Below are 15973 nucleotides of genomic sequence, written 5' to 3'. Positions count from 1 at the left end.
GTACCATACATTTTTACATCATTCTCAAACTTATTATACAGCATACACTCATATATATAGTTTGAGTACCATACATTTTTACATCATTCTCAAACAAAACCTTAGTCAATCAGATAGAAAGAGTAGTTTGAGTACCATACATTTTTACATCATTCTCAAACCGTTTTTTGCCTTGCCTTCGGTAGAAAAGCGTTTGAGTACCATACATTTTTACATCATTCTCAAACCTCAAATTCAAAAATGAAATGCCATCACCAGCATAAAATGTATATACCGTACTCAAACATACTTGTCTTTAGATAATTTTATAATACCATATATGAGCAAATAACTCAACTTATAAAGCAGCAATCTTTGTCTAAAATATAATACTTTTCTTCCTCTAATATACTGAATTGACTGCTCTCAAACAAAATAATATTCCATTTTCTACTCATAGCTTCGGCATAAAAGTCCTGTATTTCCTTTTCAGAAAAATATCTTTTCAAGTCAAAGAATATAAATACCTGAATTTTTAATAAGTCCCGCACTAGAATACAATATTTTATCAATCGCTCCAAATCATTGTCATATTCCTGAACTATATGTATTCCGACAGCTTTTGCCAATTTACTAATATCTACACTTTCATCAATTTCATATTCAAAATCAAATTCCATTTCCATATCATAGAAAAAATTTTGTATCACCTGATTGAGTTTCTGATATTGCATCCATCTTTTTTCATTCACTGAAACATTCTGAACTGACTGTAAAAATTTATTTAAAATGTGTTTACTGTTCTCATCTGCAAGTAAAGGATTTAATATCAATTCGACATACTTATTCCACGCTATCTCAGTTTCTTCATGTGACAATATCCAGCCTTGTTCTTCTCCCAAAACCTGCCTCATAAAAGACTTTTGAATTTTCCGCCACATTTTAGGATTTTCCACAACAAATACAGTGGTTCTATTTTCTGTCAATTCTACTCTTATTCCAAGTTTTGCCTGTGCAAGTATCATAATATCACCAATCTTTCGTCCGATTGCAAGATTTCTTTTTGTTCCTCTCCTACCAGAAATTCCATTTTACTATACTGTTTTTCTGTGATAGTGAGCATCTGGACAAGTCCTTCAGTCGGTGTATTTTTCCTCACACCATCTATTATTCCTCTTGATACGGTAGTATTTAAAGCCAATTTTGTATAAATTGACTCCTGCATCATCACAAACCCATTTTTTAACAGATACTTTCTAAATCTTGTATATTCTCTCCTCTGTTCTGTCGTAATAACAGGCAGATCAAACATTACCATTACTCTCATAAACCTATAACTCATCTACTGAATAAAATCTTAGCAACGAAATATCCGAATCATTTATTGCATCAAATACACTTTTTGTATATCTCTTTATGGCATTATTAACAATGAAATGTTTTCCCTCCATATAAACCTCGCCATTTAATACATTTACAAGTTTCATTTTCTGCTCATGTTCAAAGTCTATCAAATTCATGTCATACACAAGCCTGTCTATAAGAATTCTAAAAGGTTCCATAAGATCAGAACCAAAATTGAACTGATTGAACATATTGTCATGGAAAAGTCCCAATTGTGTTATATAACCGTTTGCAACTATTTCCCTGTTAAATGCAGAAAGTAATATACTGTATCCGTAATTTAGTGCCGCATTTATATTATTGTCCTGACTCCTCGAAAAATCCATTCCAAACAATGCGTTGAAATATACTTTTGCAGCGTGTCCCTCTCTGTTAGTTTCATCTTTCCAATGAACTGCTCTTGAATATCCGGATAAAAGCCGTGCTTCCTCCTCCTTACCTAATTCTCTTAAAAAACATTCCTGTTGCTTAATCTTTTCACGCACAATTTCAGTCCAGACACTATCCTTTATAAATCTACTCCAATTTATCTGTGTTCTCACTTTATTGCTTGTATCATGCGAACCATAATAACCTATCAGTTCAGAACTCGGATTTCTTTTCTGGTCGCAGAATATAACTTTAACTTTCTGTCTTGTAAGTTCTGCGAGCAGACCAACTGTCAATGAAACAGATGTTGACTCTATCAAAAGCAATCCTATCTCCGAAATATGTATTTTTGTAGTATTCATATCACTGCGAACCACAAGATACCCTAATTGAAGGTCCAGTTTCGCAGTGTTATGAATAACCACTACACGCCAGCTCATATAGTTTTCAGGTCAATGACCTGCTCATAAAATCCTGTTATAGATTGATTTAATAATAACACTTTAGAATTATTTGTTATATTATTAGATATTTTCAATGAGCCTGCACTTGCAGGACCTCCAATCAATCCTAAATTTGCACTGGAACTCTGGCATTGAAAAAGATGTAATATCTCCTCAATCACAAGACATTTATCCAACAAAGACAGTTTTTCAAATTTTTCCTTACCACTTTCCAATGTTTTTACCTGCGTTGAGAGTCTTATATTATATATCGTGTCCTTTAATTTTTTATAGAATAACTCATATAACTTTATCAGCATCTCATCAGTAAGTTCCATCTTATCTGAAATCTTTATATTCTTATTTTCCTTATAATCCGCAGATACCTTTGCTGTCTTTTTTAATATTTTCTGACTTTCTTCATCTAACACAAGCTGTTCTGCACATTTAAAAACAAGCCTTTTTTCAGTTCTTCCTGAAAGGTGCATCCTAAAACCATCCACATTAAAAAGTGAATCTATTTTTATTTTCCTAACCCTTATATCAGGATTTTTAAGTTCAAGTTTTTCAACACAATATCTTATTGCTGCATCCTCAGATTTTTCCAACTCTTTTGCAAGATAAACAGGAACAAATTCCAAAGTTCTTATTTTATTGCCTTTCTTATCCTCTGATTCAACAAGCATAAAATATGCTCCGCTTGCCTTGTTATATGCTCCATATTTTTCTGTTGCACAAAGCCTGTCATCCTCTGAATTATTTTTTACAGGAATTTGACCTTTACCTTTTTTCATTATCTGCTGGTCAAATAAGCCTCCCCTGACTTCATATGCTTTTCTTGTAAACAGTATGTTATTTTTTCCCATTACTCTTTTTACTGTGAAAATAGTTCCATCCTCACCTGATACCCATGCTGTTTCACCACCACGGCTGACGGTCCCCTGCTCAAACATCTTTTTAAGATTATAAGTTCTTCCCGGATTGTTCCTTATAAACCATGCCGCATCTTTTGTAAATTTAACATAGTATGTATTTCCAACTACGATATTTAAATAAGCATCTTTCGCATGGTGATAATCATTTATGTTCCTTACTTTTGTAAATCCAAATTTATGTCTAAATTCACTTACTGCATTAGCCTTTGCATATACTATCTCAGACTCAGGATATGCCTTTGTTAGAAGCTGCGTTACTGCTTTTGTACTCTGTCTTGTTTCTACAAGCTGTCTTGCGATAAAACCGGACAACTCATTTTCACTGAAACCATCACGCCTTGTTAAACGGTGATATTTTTCTTTTGAGATTAAATCTTTCTTTTTAAGCATATCCCATAAAGTTTTTGCCTTGTCCATATATTCCTTTGGCACTGGAAAAACATCGGTTTTGTTACTATTCAATTCTCTTTTCACAAGAACTCTGTTGTCGAGACTGTCGTCCATAACCTTTGACTGCGGATATATATGGTCTATATCATACCTGTTTGTAAACAAATCTTCTATGTCTATCACTTCATTTGAGTACATACATCTTCCCATCTGGGTATAATACAAAAACAATTTATCACTTCTAAGTTTATTATCATCTTCTTTTACAAGATTTTCATAAATCTCAGGTGCTTCTTTTTTACAATATTTATATTTTTCCAAAAGCCTTGATTTTCTTGAAACTTTTACATCTCCCTTTTGTCCTGGTTCTCTTGCCATCTCGACAAATATACGCTCCGGCTTACTTCCCATTATTTTTGATATTTCTTCTACGATTTTTAAAGTCTGCCATACGGGTCTTTTGACCGCCGGTGATACATAAAGTTTCTGGACATCATCATATGTTACCACCTCAGATTTATCTTCTGCTTCATCATTCAATCTTTTTATCGCTGAAAGATAATCGTACTTGTTGCTGAGAAGCTGCATAAGATTTTCATTTGTCTCCCAAAGTGCTGATATTATATTTAGCACTTCACCCGTTTCTTTATTGACTGACTCTACTTCTTCTAAAAACTCTCTTGAAAGTCTTCCCCATCCTGTATATTTCTTTGCCGCAAGTTTTGTCACCTGTTTATCACTAAGTTCCGGATATTTAATCTTAAGTCGCTTTTTAAGCATCTTTTGTGAGTCTGCAAATACTGTAATATCCTTTATTATATCCTCTTTCTGATTTTGACTTAAATTTATGTCTCCTGCTATCTGTTTTATATCATGATATGCCTTAAGAGAACTTTTAAAGTTCTGGTCAAATCCCGACAACTCCTGTTCTCTTCCTATAATGCCACTCCTTATAAGAAAATCTTTAACTTTCTTTCCCGTTACCCTCTGGTATTTCTTGAAAACATTCTCATAGACAGCCTGCTTTATCTCAACTGACACTTTTTCCCCGTCAATCCTTAAATTGTTAAGTTCATTTAAAACCATAAATTTTGAATAGAGCAGCGATTCTTTAGGTAAAACATCTTTTCCTATAAGATATGTGCATTTATTTGTCATTCTTCCTATAAATTTTCCAGCACTTTCCTCTGCATCAATCTTACTTTCAAAATTCCACGGATAAATCTTTCCATCCTGTTTTCTTACCGCCCAACTGTTGCCGCCTTTGTCAGAATGATATGTATTAAGCGGTCCGACATAATATGGAATACGAAACTTAAATATTGCCTTTATCTTGTCCGTGTTTGTATAACCCTCATCATCTTTTTCACTCAAAAACGGATAATACAAAGCTGCATTTTTTAATATGCGGTCAAGCTCTGCCTCATGAAGCTGGTAAGGTATTACACCATTATCACTTATTACCTGCTTAGGCAAAAATGTTTCATTTTCTATCTCATTTATGATACTTTCCGCAATTTCTCTTTCTTTTTCATCCTCAAAATTTATCTTATTTAAAGTTTTCTTCAAAAATGAATAAAAATCAGCTTTTGTGCATTTTTTATCTATAGGTACTTTCTTCCCATTCTTTTTAACCATACCAATATATGCACTATAATTTGCCTGCTTTTCAGGTAATCCGAAAATCAACTTATATTCATCCGGTCTTGTTTTTAAAAGACCTTTTAACTTTCTCAAATCATCCCCGTGCTTTTTATATATCTTTACTTTTGCTTCTGAAATATATGTCGAACCCTCTAATATATCACTTAGCACCGCCCAGTCATAAAGAGCCTTTCCGGCAGCTATCAATAAAAATCTTTCCGCTAAAGTTTCCTCCACATTCGCAATATACTCATCATAATTTGAATCAGCAAAAGAAATTTTGTTTCTTTCACCATCATCAAGTGACTTATCCGCAAATATCTCACTTAATTTAACAGTACAGCCTGTAATCAATGCTGCAAGTGCCTTTTTCTGCTTGTCAGTTCCTGCTATTATCTTTCCTAACTCCTGCTTTTTTGCTGTTTTACTTTTTTGTCTTGATTTCAGCAAATCTTCTATATCTTTTAACTTTTCTTCATCCACCGTTATCTCAATATCATTATCCGATGCCACTTTACAAAAAGCCTCAAATGCACTGCCGAAATCCGTCACCTCAGACATTTTCTTTCCCTCAAACAAAAAATGTCCTCTATGCTTAATAATATGATGTATTGCAAGATAAACAAGTCTTATATCATACTTCTGTGTCCACTCGTTTACAAGTACATTTCTCAAATGAAATATAGTCGGAAACTGCTCATGATAATCTTTATCCGTAAATCCATCATCAACAAAAAGTGCATATGGTAATTCAGGCTGCTTTCCGTTTATATCTCTCTTATCTTCAAACCAATACTTACTCTCTTTCATTCTCTGATAAAAACCTATATCAGTCTTTGATATTTCATCACCGAATATCTCCTGCAACAATTCCATTCTCTGTTTTCTACGCTGTGTTCTTCTTCTGGCGGCACGAAATGTTCTTCTTTCCTCTGCTGTATTAGCAGTTTTGAACAATCGTACTCCCCATAGAGCCTTTCCATGTCTCTTTATGATATTATACTTATCATCCGTAACAGCCCAGCCTACTGATGCTGTACCCATATCAAGACCTACATAAAATTTTTGCTTCATAATTTCCATTACCTCCTTGACAATTTTATATTTTTATTATATCATACTTATAGATTAAGTACCATACTTAATTTTACATCATAAGTTCAAATAAAAATTTATTCAAATCGCCTTAGGGCATCACAGTGTGTGAATTTTAAAAACTCGTTTTCAACGGGTTTTTTGTTTTTTTTATTTACAAGTATCAGTTTTTGTGTATAATATTTCACCAAAAAAAGATAATGATTATTGAAATTTTGTCTCAATAATCATTATCCCTTTTATTATAAATCGCCTAAAACCTTATTCATTTTTTTATTATGCCAATTCCTTTATAAAACTTTCAATCCTGTCGAGTCCTTTCTCAATCTGCTCAATAGATATAGCATAAGAAAGACGGAAACAGTCTGGGAATCCGAAGTCTGCACATGGCACGATTGCCGTATTGTACTCATTGATAAGTATGTCTGCCATCTGTGGAACGCTTTCTATCTTTGTTCCCTTATATGATTTTCCGAGTACTGCACTGCCGTCTACAAACACATAAAATGCTCCCATTGGCTCAAGTGCATCGAGTAAATCCATATCGCAGATTCTCTTATACATATATTTACGGCGTTTATCAAATTCAGCATGCATTTTCTCTACTGAATCCTGTGGTCCCGTAAGAGCCTCTACTGCCGCTTTCTGTGCTATAGAGTTTGGATTTGATGTCTGGTGACTCTGCACGCTTCCCATCATCTTTGCAATCTCTTTTGATGAACCTGTATAGCCTATTCTCCAGCCTGTCATCGCATAGCTCTTTGCAAGTCCGCTGCAAGTTATAGTCCTGTCATATATATCTTTTCCAAGTGATGCAATGCTTATATGTTTCTGCTCTCCGTAAACAAGCATTTCATACATTTCGTCTGCTACCACATAGAAGTCTTTTTCTACCGCAACTTTTGCTATTGCACGAAGTTCTTCTTCCGTGTAAAGCATTCCTGTAGGGTTATTTGGTGTGTTTAATACAAGTGCTTTTGTCTTGTCTGTTACTGCTGCCGCAAGATCCTCTGCCGTGAGCTTGAAGTTCTGCTCTTTTGTTGTCGTAACGATAACCGGCACTCCACCCGCAAGTTTTACTATCTCAGGATAGCTGAGCCAGAATGGTGCAGGGATGATAACCTCATCTCCCGGATTTATGAGTGCCGTAAATATATTTGTAAGTGAATGTTTTCCACCATTGCTTATTACTATCTGGTCCGTATCATAATCAAGTCCGTTAAATTCCTTGAACTTTTTAGATATAGCTGCCTTTAATTCATTTGTTCCTGAAGCAGGTGTGTACTTTGTAAATCCATCTTTAATAGCTTTGATAGCTGCGTCACAGATATTTTCAGGTGTATTGAAATCAGGTTCGCCCGCTCCAAATCCAACTACATCTTTTCCCTGTGCCTTAAGTTCTTTTGCCTTTGCCGTGATTGCAAGAGTTGACGAAGGTTTAACTGCTGCTGCTTTCTTTGATAATTCTAATGACATATTTCTAACCTCATTCCTGCGACTTTATCGCATAAGTAATTTAATATTTTTTCGCCTGTATCAGAACAAGACTGCCGTTTATACCACATATGACTGACAATAAGAATATATCTCTTAATGAATCTTATTCATGATACGGTTTTAATTATCTCACATTACATATACCTGCGTCAATATATATGTTTACGATTATATCAAAAAAATATACCTTAAAATTGTAAAAATTACCAAAAACTCAACAATTTCAAGGTATATTAATGTGTTTTAATATTTTTTCTTAATTTTCTTAATTCTTAAAGCTGTGTATAGGTGCCGGTATTCTTCCGCCCCTGTTTACAAACTCGCTGCAGTCAAACTGATTTACAGGCATTACAGGTGCATATCCTAACAATCCTCCAAACTCTACCATCTCTCCGACTTTCTTTCCCGGAACAGGTATAAGTCTTGCCGCTGTCGTTTTCTGGTTTATCATTCCAATAGCCATCTCATCTGCGATTATTCCCGCAATCGTCTCAGGCTTTGTATCTCCCGGTATTGCTACCATATCAAGTCCTACCGAACATACACAGGTCATGGCTTCAAGCTTTTCAAGAGTGAGTGCTCCATCCTGAACTGCATTTATCATTCCCTGATCCTCACTTACCGGAATAAATGCACCGCTAAGACCACCTACATACGAAGATGCCATTACACCGCCTTTTTTAACCTGGTCATTAAGCATTGCAAGTGCCGCCGTTGTTCCCGGTGCTCCTGCTCTCTCAAGTCCCATCTCCTCGAAAATATCTGCTATACTGTCACCGATTGCCGGTGTAGGTGCAAGTGAGAGGTCTATTATTCCAAACGGTATATTAAGTCTTTTTGATGCCTCAAGTGCAACAAGCTGACCTACTCTCGTAATCTTGAATGCCGTCTTTTTAATCTTTTCACAGAGTGCACCAAAGTCAAGCCCATGTGCCGACTCAAGTGCTTTTCTCATAACACCCGGTCCACTTACTCCGACATTTATTATCTCGTCTGCTTCGGTAACACCATGGAATGCTCCTGCCATAAACGGATTGTCATCAGGTGCATTACAGAATACAACAAGTTTTGCACAGCCGTTACATTCACAGTCAACTGTTATATCAGCAGTCTCACGGACAATATCACCCATAAGTCTTACCGCATCCATGTTTAATCCTGTCTTTGTCGAACCGACATTTACTGAACTGCACACGAAATCCGTAGCCTTAAGTGCCTCGGGTATTGAGCGGATAAGAAGCTCGTCACTCTTTGTCATCCCCTTTGAGACAAGTGCAGAATATCCACCGATAAAGTTTACTCCAACTTCCTTTGCAGCTTTATCAAGCGTCTTTGCTATCGTTACATAATCCTCAGGCTTCTTACAGGCAGAGCCTCCGATAAGAGCTATAGGTGTAACTGATATTCTCTTGTTTACGATAGGAATACCATATTCAAGTTCAATAGCTTTTCCTGTAGGAACAAGATCTTTTGCAACAGTTGTTATACGGTTATATATTTTTTCATTTAATCTGTCAAGATCATCATCTATACAATTTAAAAGGCTTATACCAAGCGTAATCGTTCTTACATCAAGGTTTTCCTTCTCGATCATATCATTGGTTTCTTTAACTTCTGCTATATTTATCATACTGGCTGCCCCTCCAAATTATTAAATTCTGTGCATCTTATCAAAAATATCCTCACGCTGAGCCTTTATAGTACAGCCCATATCCTCACCTATCTTTTCAAGGGCATTGTTAAATCCTGCAAAGTCTGTTTTACATTCTGCCACATCAACAATCATCATCATGTTAAAAAATCCACCTACGATAGTCTGTGAAATATCAAGAATATTTACATTGTTTTCTGCAAGATATGTGCATACCTTTGCGATAATACCAACACTATCCTTGCCTACTACTGTTATAACTGTTTTTTTCATTTTATCTATCCCTCGTTTCTGCACACATTTTTTGCATAGTGTGTAATATAATATTTCACATATAAAATCTGTGTCCAGTGTGCACAGACACAAATCCCGTATGTGAAAATTTTTCACACTTTTTTCTTATCTTAAATTATCTTAAAGCACAACCATCTTGGACGGCTCGTCTCTCTTTGCTACCGACAGGTCAAAATCAAGGTCTTTTAATCCCATCTCCTCCCACAACTGACATTTTACTGCTTCAAATGCAAGCTGCGGATAGTTGTTTTCTTTTGACAGATGTGCAAGAAATGCATATTTTAAATTTTTATTTATCACCTTGCACAGCAAACTTCCTGAATCTTCATTTGATAAATGACCGTATTCACTCAATATCCTACGCTTAAGCTTATACGGATATTTTCCGGCTTCAAGCATACTTATATCATGGTTTGCCTCAATAAACAAAACATCTGTATCTTTTAAATGGTCTATCGTATAATCATCATACTTTCCCAGATCAGTAGCTATGCTCGTCTTATGTCCCTCCGCCGTAAGCGTATATCCTACCGGGTCTGCGGCATCATGCGATGTTGAAAATGGCATTACTGTTATCGCTCCCATAGATACCGGCTCATCAGCGTGTACCTCAAAAAGATGATTCATTGAAATAATGCCTTTTTTATCCTTAAGCCTTATTGCATCGAGCGTTCCACCTGTTGCATAGACAGGTGTATCAAACATCTTGACCATCATATTTATACCCTGAATATGATCACTATGTTCATGTGTTACAAATATTCCGTCTAGCTGTTCAGGAGCAACACTAATCTTTTTAAGACCTTCGACTATCCTTTTACGGCTCACTCCCGCATCTATCAGAATATTTGTGTCACCACTGCCAACATATGTACAGTTTCCACTGCTGCCGCTGGCAATACTGCATACTCTCATTTCTACCTCATTTCTATGCTATATCCCATCTTTTATTCTTCGTTCTCACGCATAGCAAGTCTGTGCAAAGCACAAATCTTGAGTGTGAAAATTTTAATTTCATACTACCCACTGAATTACAACAGCATCACCATCATTTACCGGTGTCATAAAATCTCCATGAACACCATTTACCATTGTTTCAAGGTGGTCGCCATGAGCTACTGAGGTATCTACAGGATAAAAATCGAGTACATCTACAAGAATATATCTTTCTTTTCCCTTCATGATAACAGTGTCACCATTTACGGTAATCGTAATATCATCTACCCCTGCCCGTCCGTTCCTGGCAGTCGATGCAGCATTTTCTTTTTCTGCCGGCTGTCCGTTTTCTAAAACCGATACGGAAGCTGTTTCTTCCTCAGGCTGTACTGTCACTTTCTCATCAGCTATTTCTTTTTTAATATTTTCCATGAAGTTTTTCTGTTCCCCGGCTGTCTCCCCTCCGGTACTGTGAGTCTCGATTTCATTAGCATCCACTCTGCCTGTTTCATCTGTCTTATGTATGTTTTCTTTCAATGTGCTATCATACTTATCATTAACAGTATTATTATCTGATGCTATTTCATTTATTGAATACACAACATCTGTCGGGAACTCAGGTTCACCGTATTTTGCATATAATTCATTATAATTAGGTTCTTCTTTTTTTATCTCGCAGAGAATAGAAAAATTGTCATAAACCTTTGTGTTCATATCAGCAGGAACATTGTTTACATACACCTTTCCGCTATAGATAATGTCCATAAATTCAAATACCTGTTTCAATGTATAATAATCAAGGAACCATATGTCATCACCATCTTTTATATCATAAAATCCTGAAACAAGTTCACCATTTACCGCAACATATCTTGGGCAGACAACTTCCTTATTATTGAATGTAAATTTAATAGTCGATTTATACTCTGGAATATCCTCTATCTCCAAAACAGCATCTTCTCCAACCGTTGACGGCTTTATATCGATTTTTGCATTTTGAATAACCGGTGTATTTATCCCTGCTTCGGCACCATTCATCTTTATCACGCAGGCTTCTCCATGCTTTCCACGAGCCATACGCTTCTCACCGTTCACATTGTAAATAATGCTTTTTCCCCGTTTAGGGAAAAGATCCTCGTTTGGAAATCCGATGCTCATAGCAGCATCTATAATTGCCAGCTTACCATTATCATACAACTTGACTCTCTCATCATTTATATTCACAAATATAAAGTTATTTCGCTGTTCATAATAATTAAGACAGATTCCGACCGGAGTCACAAGAAGTGAATCAACCTTTATATCGTCCTGCATGAATTTAATATTTCCCATAACTTCTGAACCCCTGAGTGCAACTCTTTCTTTCGGAAGTTCAAGAAACTCAGCAAGACTTTCCACAAAGCCTCTGATTTTTCCACCGCCACCTACTACAAAGACCGCACTGACTGACTTTCCACCGTTAAGTTCTATAATCTTACCAGCAATGCTCTTTGTAATTGACTGCACAGCATCTTTCACCACATCCGCTATCTCATCAGATGAAATCTTATATGGCAGTCCCATTATATCGTTAAATTCAACTTCTTCCTGCTCGGTACTCTTGCATTTAAGGGCATCTGCCTCATTAAAATCCGTCAGATAATGTTTTGCAAGGCACTCCGTTATCTCATCGCCGGCACTTGGAATCATGCCATATGCAATAATGCTTCCATCCTTTGTAATGGAAATATCGGATGTTCCTGCTCCTACATCGACAAGTGCGATATTTAATAATCGAAACCTCTCAGGTATTGCAACATTTATAGCTGCTATTGGCTCCAATGTAAGATTTGCAACATATAATCCGGCTCTCTCAACAGCAGTATAAAGTCCGTCAACTACTTCATCAGGAAGGAATGTTGCAATAATCTCACAAGAAATCTTATTACATTTATGTCCCTCAAGATTTGTTATCGCATATCCGTTCTGATAATAATGTTTTACTGAGTAACCAACACAATAAAATTTTATATCATCACTATTTTGTTCTTCTCTAAGCTTTTCATAAGCATTTTCTACACCGAGCATATCAAGTGTATATATTTTCTCAGTCGTAACAACCGTTTCTGAATTAAAATCTATCTCTGCCTCTGCCTCAACAGTCTTGAGCACTCGACCGGCGGCTGCTATACACACATCTTTGTATGTACGCCCGGTCATATACTCAAGTCTGTCACGGATTTCACTGATAGTAGATGCAACCATGTTTATATCATGTATCTGTCCATCCATCATGGCTCTTGTTTCATGTTCTTTTGATGTCTGTGCAACTACGGTAAATCCCTTTGTATCTCTGTAACCTATCGTTCCAACAATACTTCTCGTTCCTATATCAAGACCAAAAACGAGCTGCTCCGGGACACCTTCCATATTTACCTTTTTTACCTCGACATTTCCTGTCTCATCTATCACTATGGAACCCCCTTAATTATCACAATTATCAATATTTTACCAAATAAACAGACATAATACAAGTCTTAAACTCATCCCTTTGCCACACAAAAAGTAACAGTTCATCCTTTTATTATCCACACTATAAATGTGTATGATTACCTTTTTATTTAACCTTTACCGTAACTAATTCTGCTTTTTCAAGTGATGCACAATATACGACTATCGTAACTTTTCCTTTCTTTTTAGCGTGTATCATACCTGTTTCGTCAACCTGCACAACTTTCTTATTTGAAGATACATAAGTTATATTAGGATTATAGGCATTCTTAGGTAATAATGATACTTTTATTCTTGCATATTTTCCTTTTTTCAATGTAATTTTATTTTTAGCCACATTAAAATCGTTAAGTCCTGTAATTTTATCCCATAATACGATATGAATCTTACAACGCACTGCTTTTAAACCTTTTACCTTGGCTGTCACCGTGCAGACTCCCGGTTTTTCTGTGACAACATGAATCGTACCACTTTCATCTACCGTAACAATTTTCTTATCTGACGATTTCCATTTGATGCCCGATATGGCAGCTCCAAATGGCTGAATTCCATATTTCATACTATAATCATCATATGGTGAAAGATATATATCATTATATTGGAATATAAACTTTTTGACAGTATTTGCCTTAGTTTTCTTTTTCCACTTTGCATATAATGTCACTTTCTTATCTGTCAATGTTGTTAAATCATTCTTATCAAACTTAATCTCATATGTTTTTTTGCCCGCTTTTTGTTTATAGTACCATCCACAAAAAATATATCCCTTCTTAGTCGGTTCTTTAGGCAGTTCAACTCCAGTGTCAAATATATAATCTACCGTTGCATATGTTTTTCCATTCACCATAAATACAAACTGTCTGCTTGCACAATAATCATTTATTGAAGAAATATTTTTGTCTATCCAGTCTATTCTCTCACGAATCCACTGTTTTAATCTCTGTTCCTCAGAATCATATGTTATCTTTGCCATATTTTCTGTCGTTTTTCCAATATTCTCATCAATCTTCATGTCATTCACAATATCTTTCAACACATCGTTATTTTCCAGTATATCATCCTGTGAATACATTTTGTTGACATAATAATTCGCTTTTTGTGAAGCATATTGTTTTTGCGAATATGTATCTATGATTCCTCCGTCCTTTATTCCCTCCAACAGTTTTTCTTTTATATAAGGCCATCTTGCCACAAATTTTTTTCTAAATTTTTCATTAGCAAACAACTTTGTAAACCATGCATTTCTATCAAGATTTAAACCTTCAACGCTGTTAGATGTATATTCTGTTGCTCCCCATGCAACATAATCAAAATCCCATAATGGTCCCCAGTATAGTTTTCCATCTCTTTTTTTATATAGGTATGTACTTCCTGATATAAACGCATCACCATTTAACGAAAATTCCTGTACCCAGTAATAGTCTATCGCTGAATCAACATCCATGTAATCTTCATAAGAAACTCCCTTACTGTCTTTAAATCCCCTTCCATATATGGCCGCCTCCGTCTGTTTAAGATAATCTGATATATAGTTATACTGTTCAATATTTGTATAATCTTCAAAATCAGGACTTTCTATTGCAAATGCCATTCCTTTATCCGTTGTTATATTCATCCTATCATCTGCCTTTTCACATGAGAGAAGATAACCGCCTGTTATCGCAGAGCCGCTTGTTACAGCCTTTGATTCATCATCAGCAGACAAATCATCAATATTTACCCTGTTTTTTCCGACGCGTACCTGCTCAGACAGATAATAACTACCAAGATATTTTCCGTTCATAACGACATTTACAAACTCACATTTCGGAGTATATTCAAGTCCGAGCACATTCCCAAGCCAATATGTAAATTTGTTTCTGAGCATTGATATGTCATAATAATTTGCGAGAAGTATCCAGTGTTTGTCAGAACCCATTCCTAACAAATCAGCCTTTTTGTCAAGTTTTAATTTGTATGGTTTTTTGTCAGGTCCCCAGGTTGAATTACCTCTGCCCCTTATATAATCAAGCTCATAAGTCTTTGTAGAAAGTTTCTTATCGGTATATTCTGATTTATACCCTTTAGGAATATCAACAGTCATATTTCCATAACACTCTGTTTGGTGATTTGGATCACCGTTCATTGCAGCTATCGGTGTCTTTGACTCATCAATATCAAGATCGATCATCGGAATATCTTCATCCAATACAAATGTATATTTTAATAATATTTTCAGACTCTTACCTTTATATTCATTTCCATTATTATCCGTAAATTTAAAATATATTTTATGTTTTCCCTTTATCTCATCGGATATTTTTATACATCTATTGTCATCTGTACTCCACGCATTTTTTCTGTTTTGTCTTGTCAGCTTAACTTTTGCAAAACTCTTTGTCGAATCATCTAAATATAAAGAAAGCGTCACATCTCTTTTTCTCTCAGATGTACCTGAAAAAACAAGATATCCGCTTTTATCAGAAAAATCTATCTCTTTTGAAAGCATAAATCTGGCATTTTCAATTTCTTCGGTTTTTCCATCAACAAACAAGCCGTCTGTCTTGTTATCTTTCGACAAAGTCACTTTAGAATTGTCTGTACTAAACTCTTTTGAGTCATAAAGCTCCGTAAAATCAACTTTTTCTCCGGTTTTAATATAATTTTCCCCAGCCTTTGCATAATGTGATACGAAAAATACACTTACAACTGCTAACGCCGTCGTAATCCCTCTTGTTAAAATTTTTCTTTTTTTCATAAAAAAACACTCCTTTCAGATACAGATGCTGATTAGGCGGCTATGAAACATAAACAGCCCCTCGTTAAGGATATGTTAGCATAGACACATTTTTGACACAATATATCTG

At 35.5% G+C, this 15973-nt stretch carries 10 protein-coding genes and 1 CRISPR repeat array (1 of these 11 running past the window's edge); all 10 genes read right to left on the bottom strand.

Features of this window, described 5'->3' with window-relative positions:
• Positions 1-227: direct repeats of the CRISPR family, unit length 36 nt; unit sequence GTTTGAGTACCATACATTTTTACATCATTCTCAAAC (it extends 1456 nt beyond the left edge of the window).
• Positions 228-332: 105 nt separating this feature from the next.
• Positions 333-1004, bottom strand: coding sequence for a type II-A CRISPR-associated protein Csn2 (gene csn2 / locus DWZ63_RS06585; RefSeq protein WP_118499202.1), 672 nt, complete (start codon positions 1002-1004; stop codon positions 333-335).
• Entirely contained in the window at positions 1001-1306 is a 306-nt protein-coding gene (gene cas2, locus DWZ63_RS06580) for a CRISPR-associated endonuclease Cas2 (RefSeq protein WP_118499200.1), read from the bottom strand. Before cas2 ends, csn2 begins: the two co-directional genes overlap by 4 nt.
• Positions 1307-1310: 4 nt before the next feature.
• On the bottom strand, positions 1311-2192 hold the full coding sequence (gene cas1, locus DWZ63_RS06575; RefSeq protein WP_118499198.1) for a type II CRISPR-associated endonuclease Cas1: 882 nt from the start codon (positions 2190-2192) through the stop codon (positions 1311-1313).
• Positions 2189-6238, bottom strand: coding sequence for a type II CRISPR RNA-guided endonuclease Cas9 (gene cas9, locus DWZ63_RS06570; protein ID WP_118499196.1), 4050 nt, complete (start codon positions 6236-6238; stop codon positions 2189-2191). The genes cas1 and cas9 overlap by 4 nt, the downstream gene beginning before the upstream one ends.
• A gap of 297 nt (positions 6239-6535) precedes the next feature.
• On the bottom strand, positions 6536-7735 hold the full coding sequence (locus tag DWZ63_RS06565; protein WP_118499194.1) for a pyridoxal phosphate-dependent aminotransferase: 1200 nt from the start codon (positions 7733-7735) through the stop codon (positions 6536-6538).
• A 286-nt stretch (positions 7736-8021) separates the two neighbouring features.
• Positions 8022-9386, bottom strand: a complete 1365-nt coding sequence (locus DWZ63_RS06560) for a PFL family protein (protein WP_055941341.1) — start codon at positions 9384-9386, stop codon at positions 8022-8024.
• Between the two features lie 21 nt (positions 9387-9407).
• Positions 9408-9680 (bottom strand): ACT domain-containing protein, encoded by a 273-nt coding sequence (locus DWZ63_RS06555; protein ID WP_022015083.1) that lies wholly within the window; start codon positions 9678-9680, stop codon positions 9408-9410.
• A gap of 141 nt (positions 9681-9821) precedes the next feature.
• Positions 9822-10616, bottom strand: a complete 795-nt coding sequence (locus DWZ63_RS06550) for an MBL fold metallo-hydrolase (protein WP_022015084.1) — start codon at positions 10614-10616, stop codon at positions 9822-9824.
• Between the two features lie 99 nt (positions 10617-10715).
• Complete coding sequence (locus DWZ63_RS06545) at positions 10716-13088, bottom strand: cell division FtsA domain-containing protein (RefSeq protein ID WP_055941338.1); 2373 nt, start codon at positions 13086-13088, stop codon at positions 10716-10718.
• 145 nt (positions 13089-13233) lie between these two features.
• Positions 13234-15864: a CotH kinase family protein gene (locus tag DWZ63_RS06540; RefSeq protein WP_118499192.1), complete on the bottom strand. Its 2631-nt coding sequence runs from the start codon at positions 15862-15864 to the stop codon at positions 13234-13236.
• Between the last annotated feature and the right edge of the window lie 109 nt (positions 15865-15973).

The sequence above is a fragment of the Clostridium sp. AF34-13 genome, assembly GCF_003477845.1.
GTDB lineage: Bacteria > Bacillota > Clostridia > Lachnospirales > Lachnospiraceae > Butyribacter > Butyribacter intestini.
The sequence above is the reverse complement of the archived record's forward strand: the minus strand, read 5'-3'. Positions and strand labels throughout refer to the sequence as shown.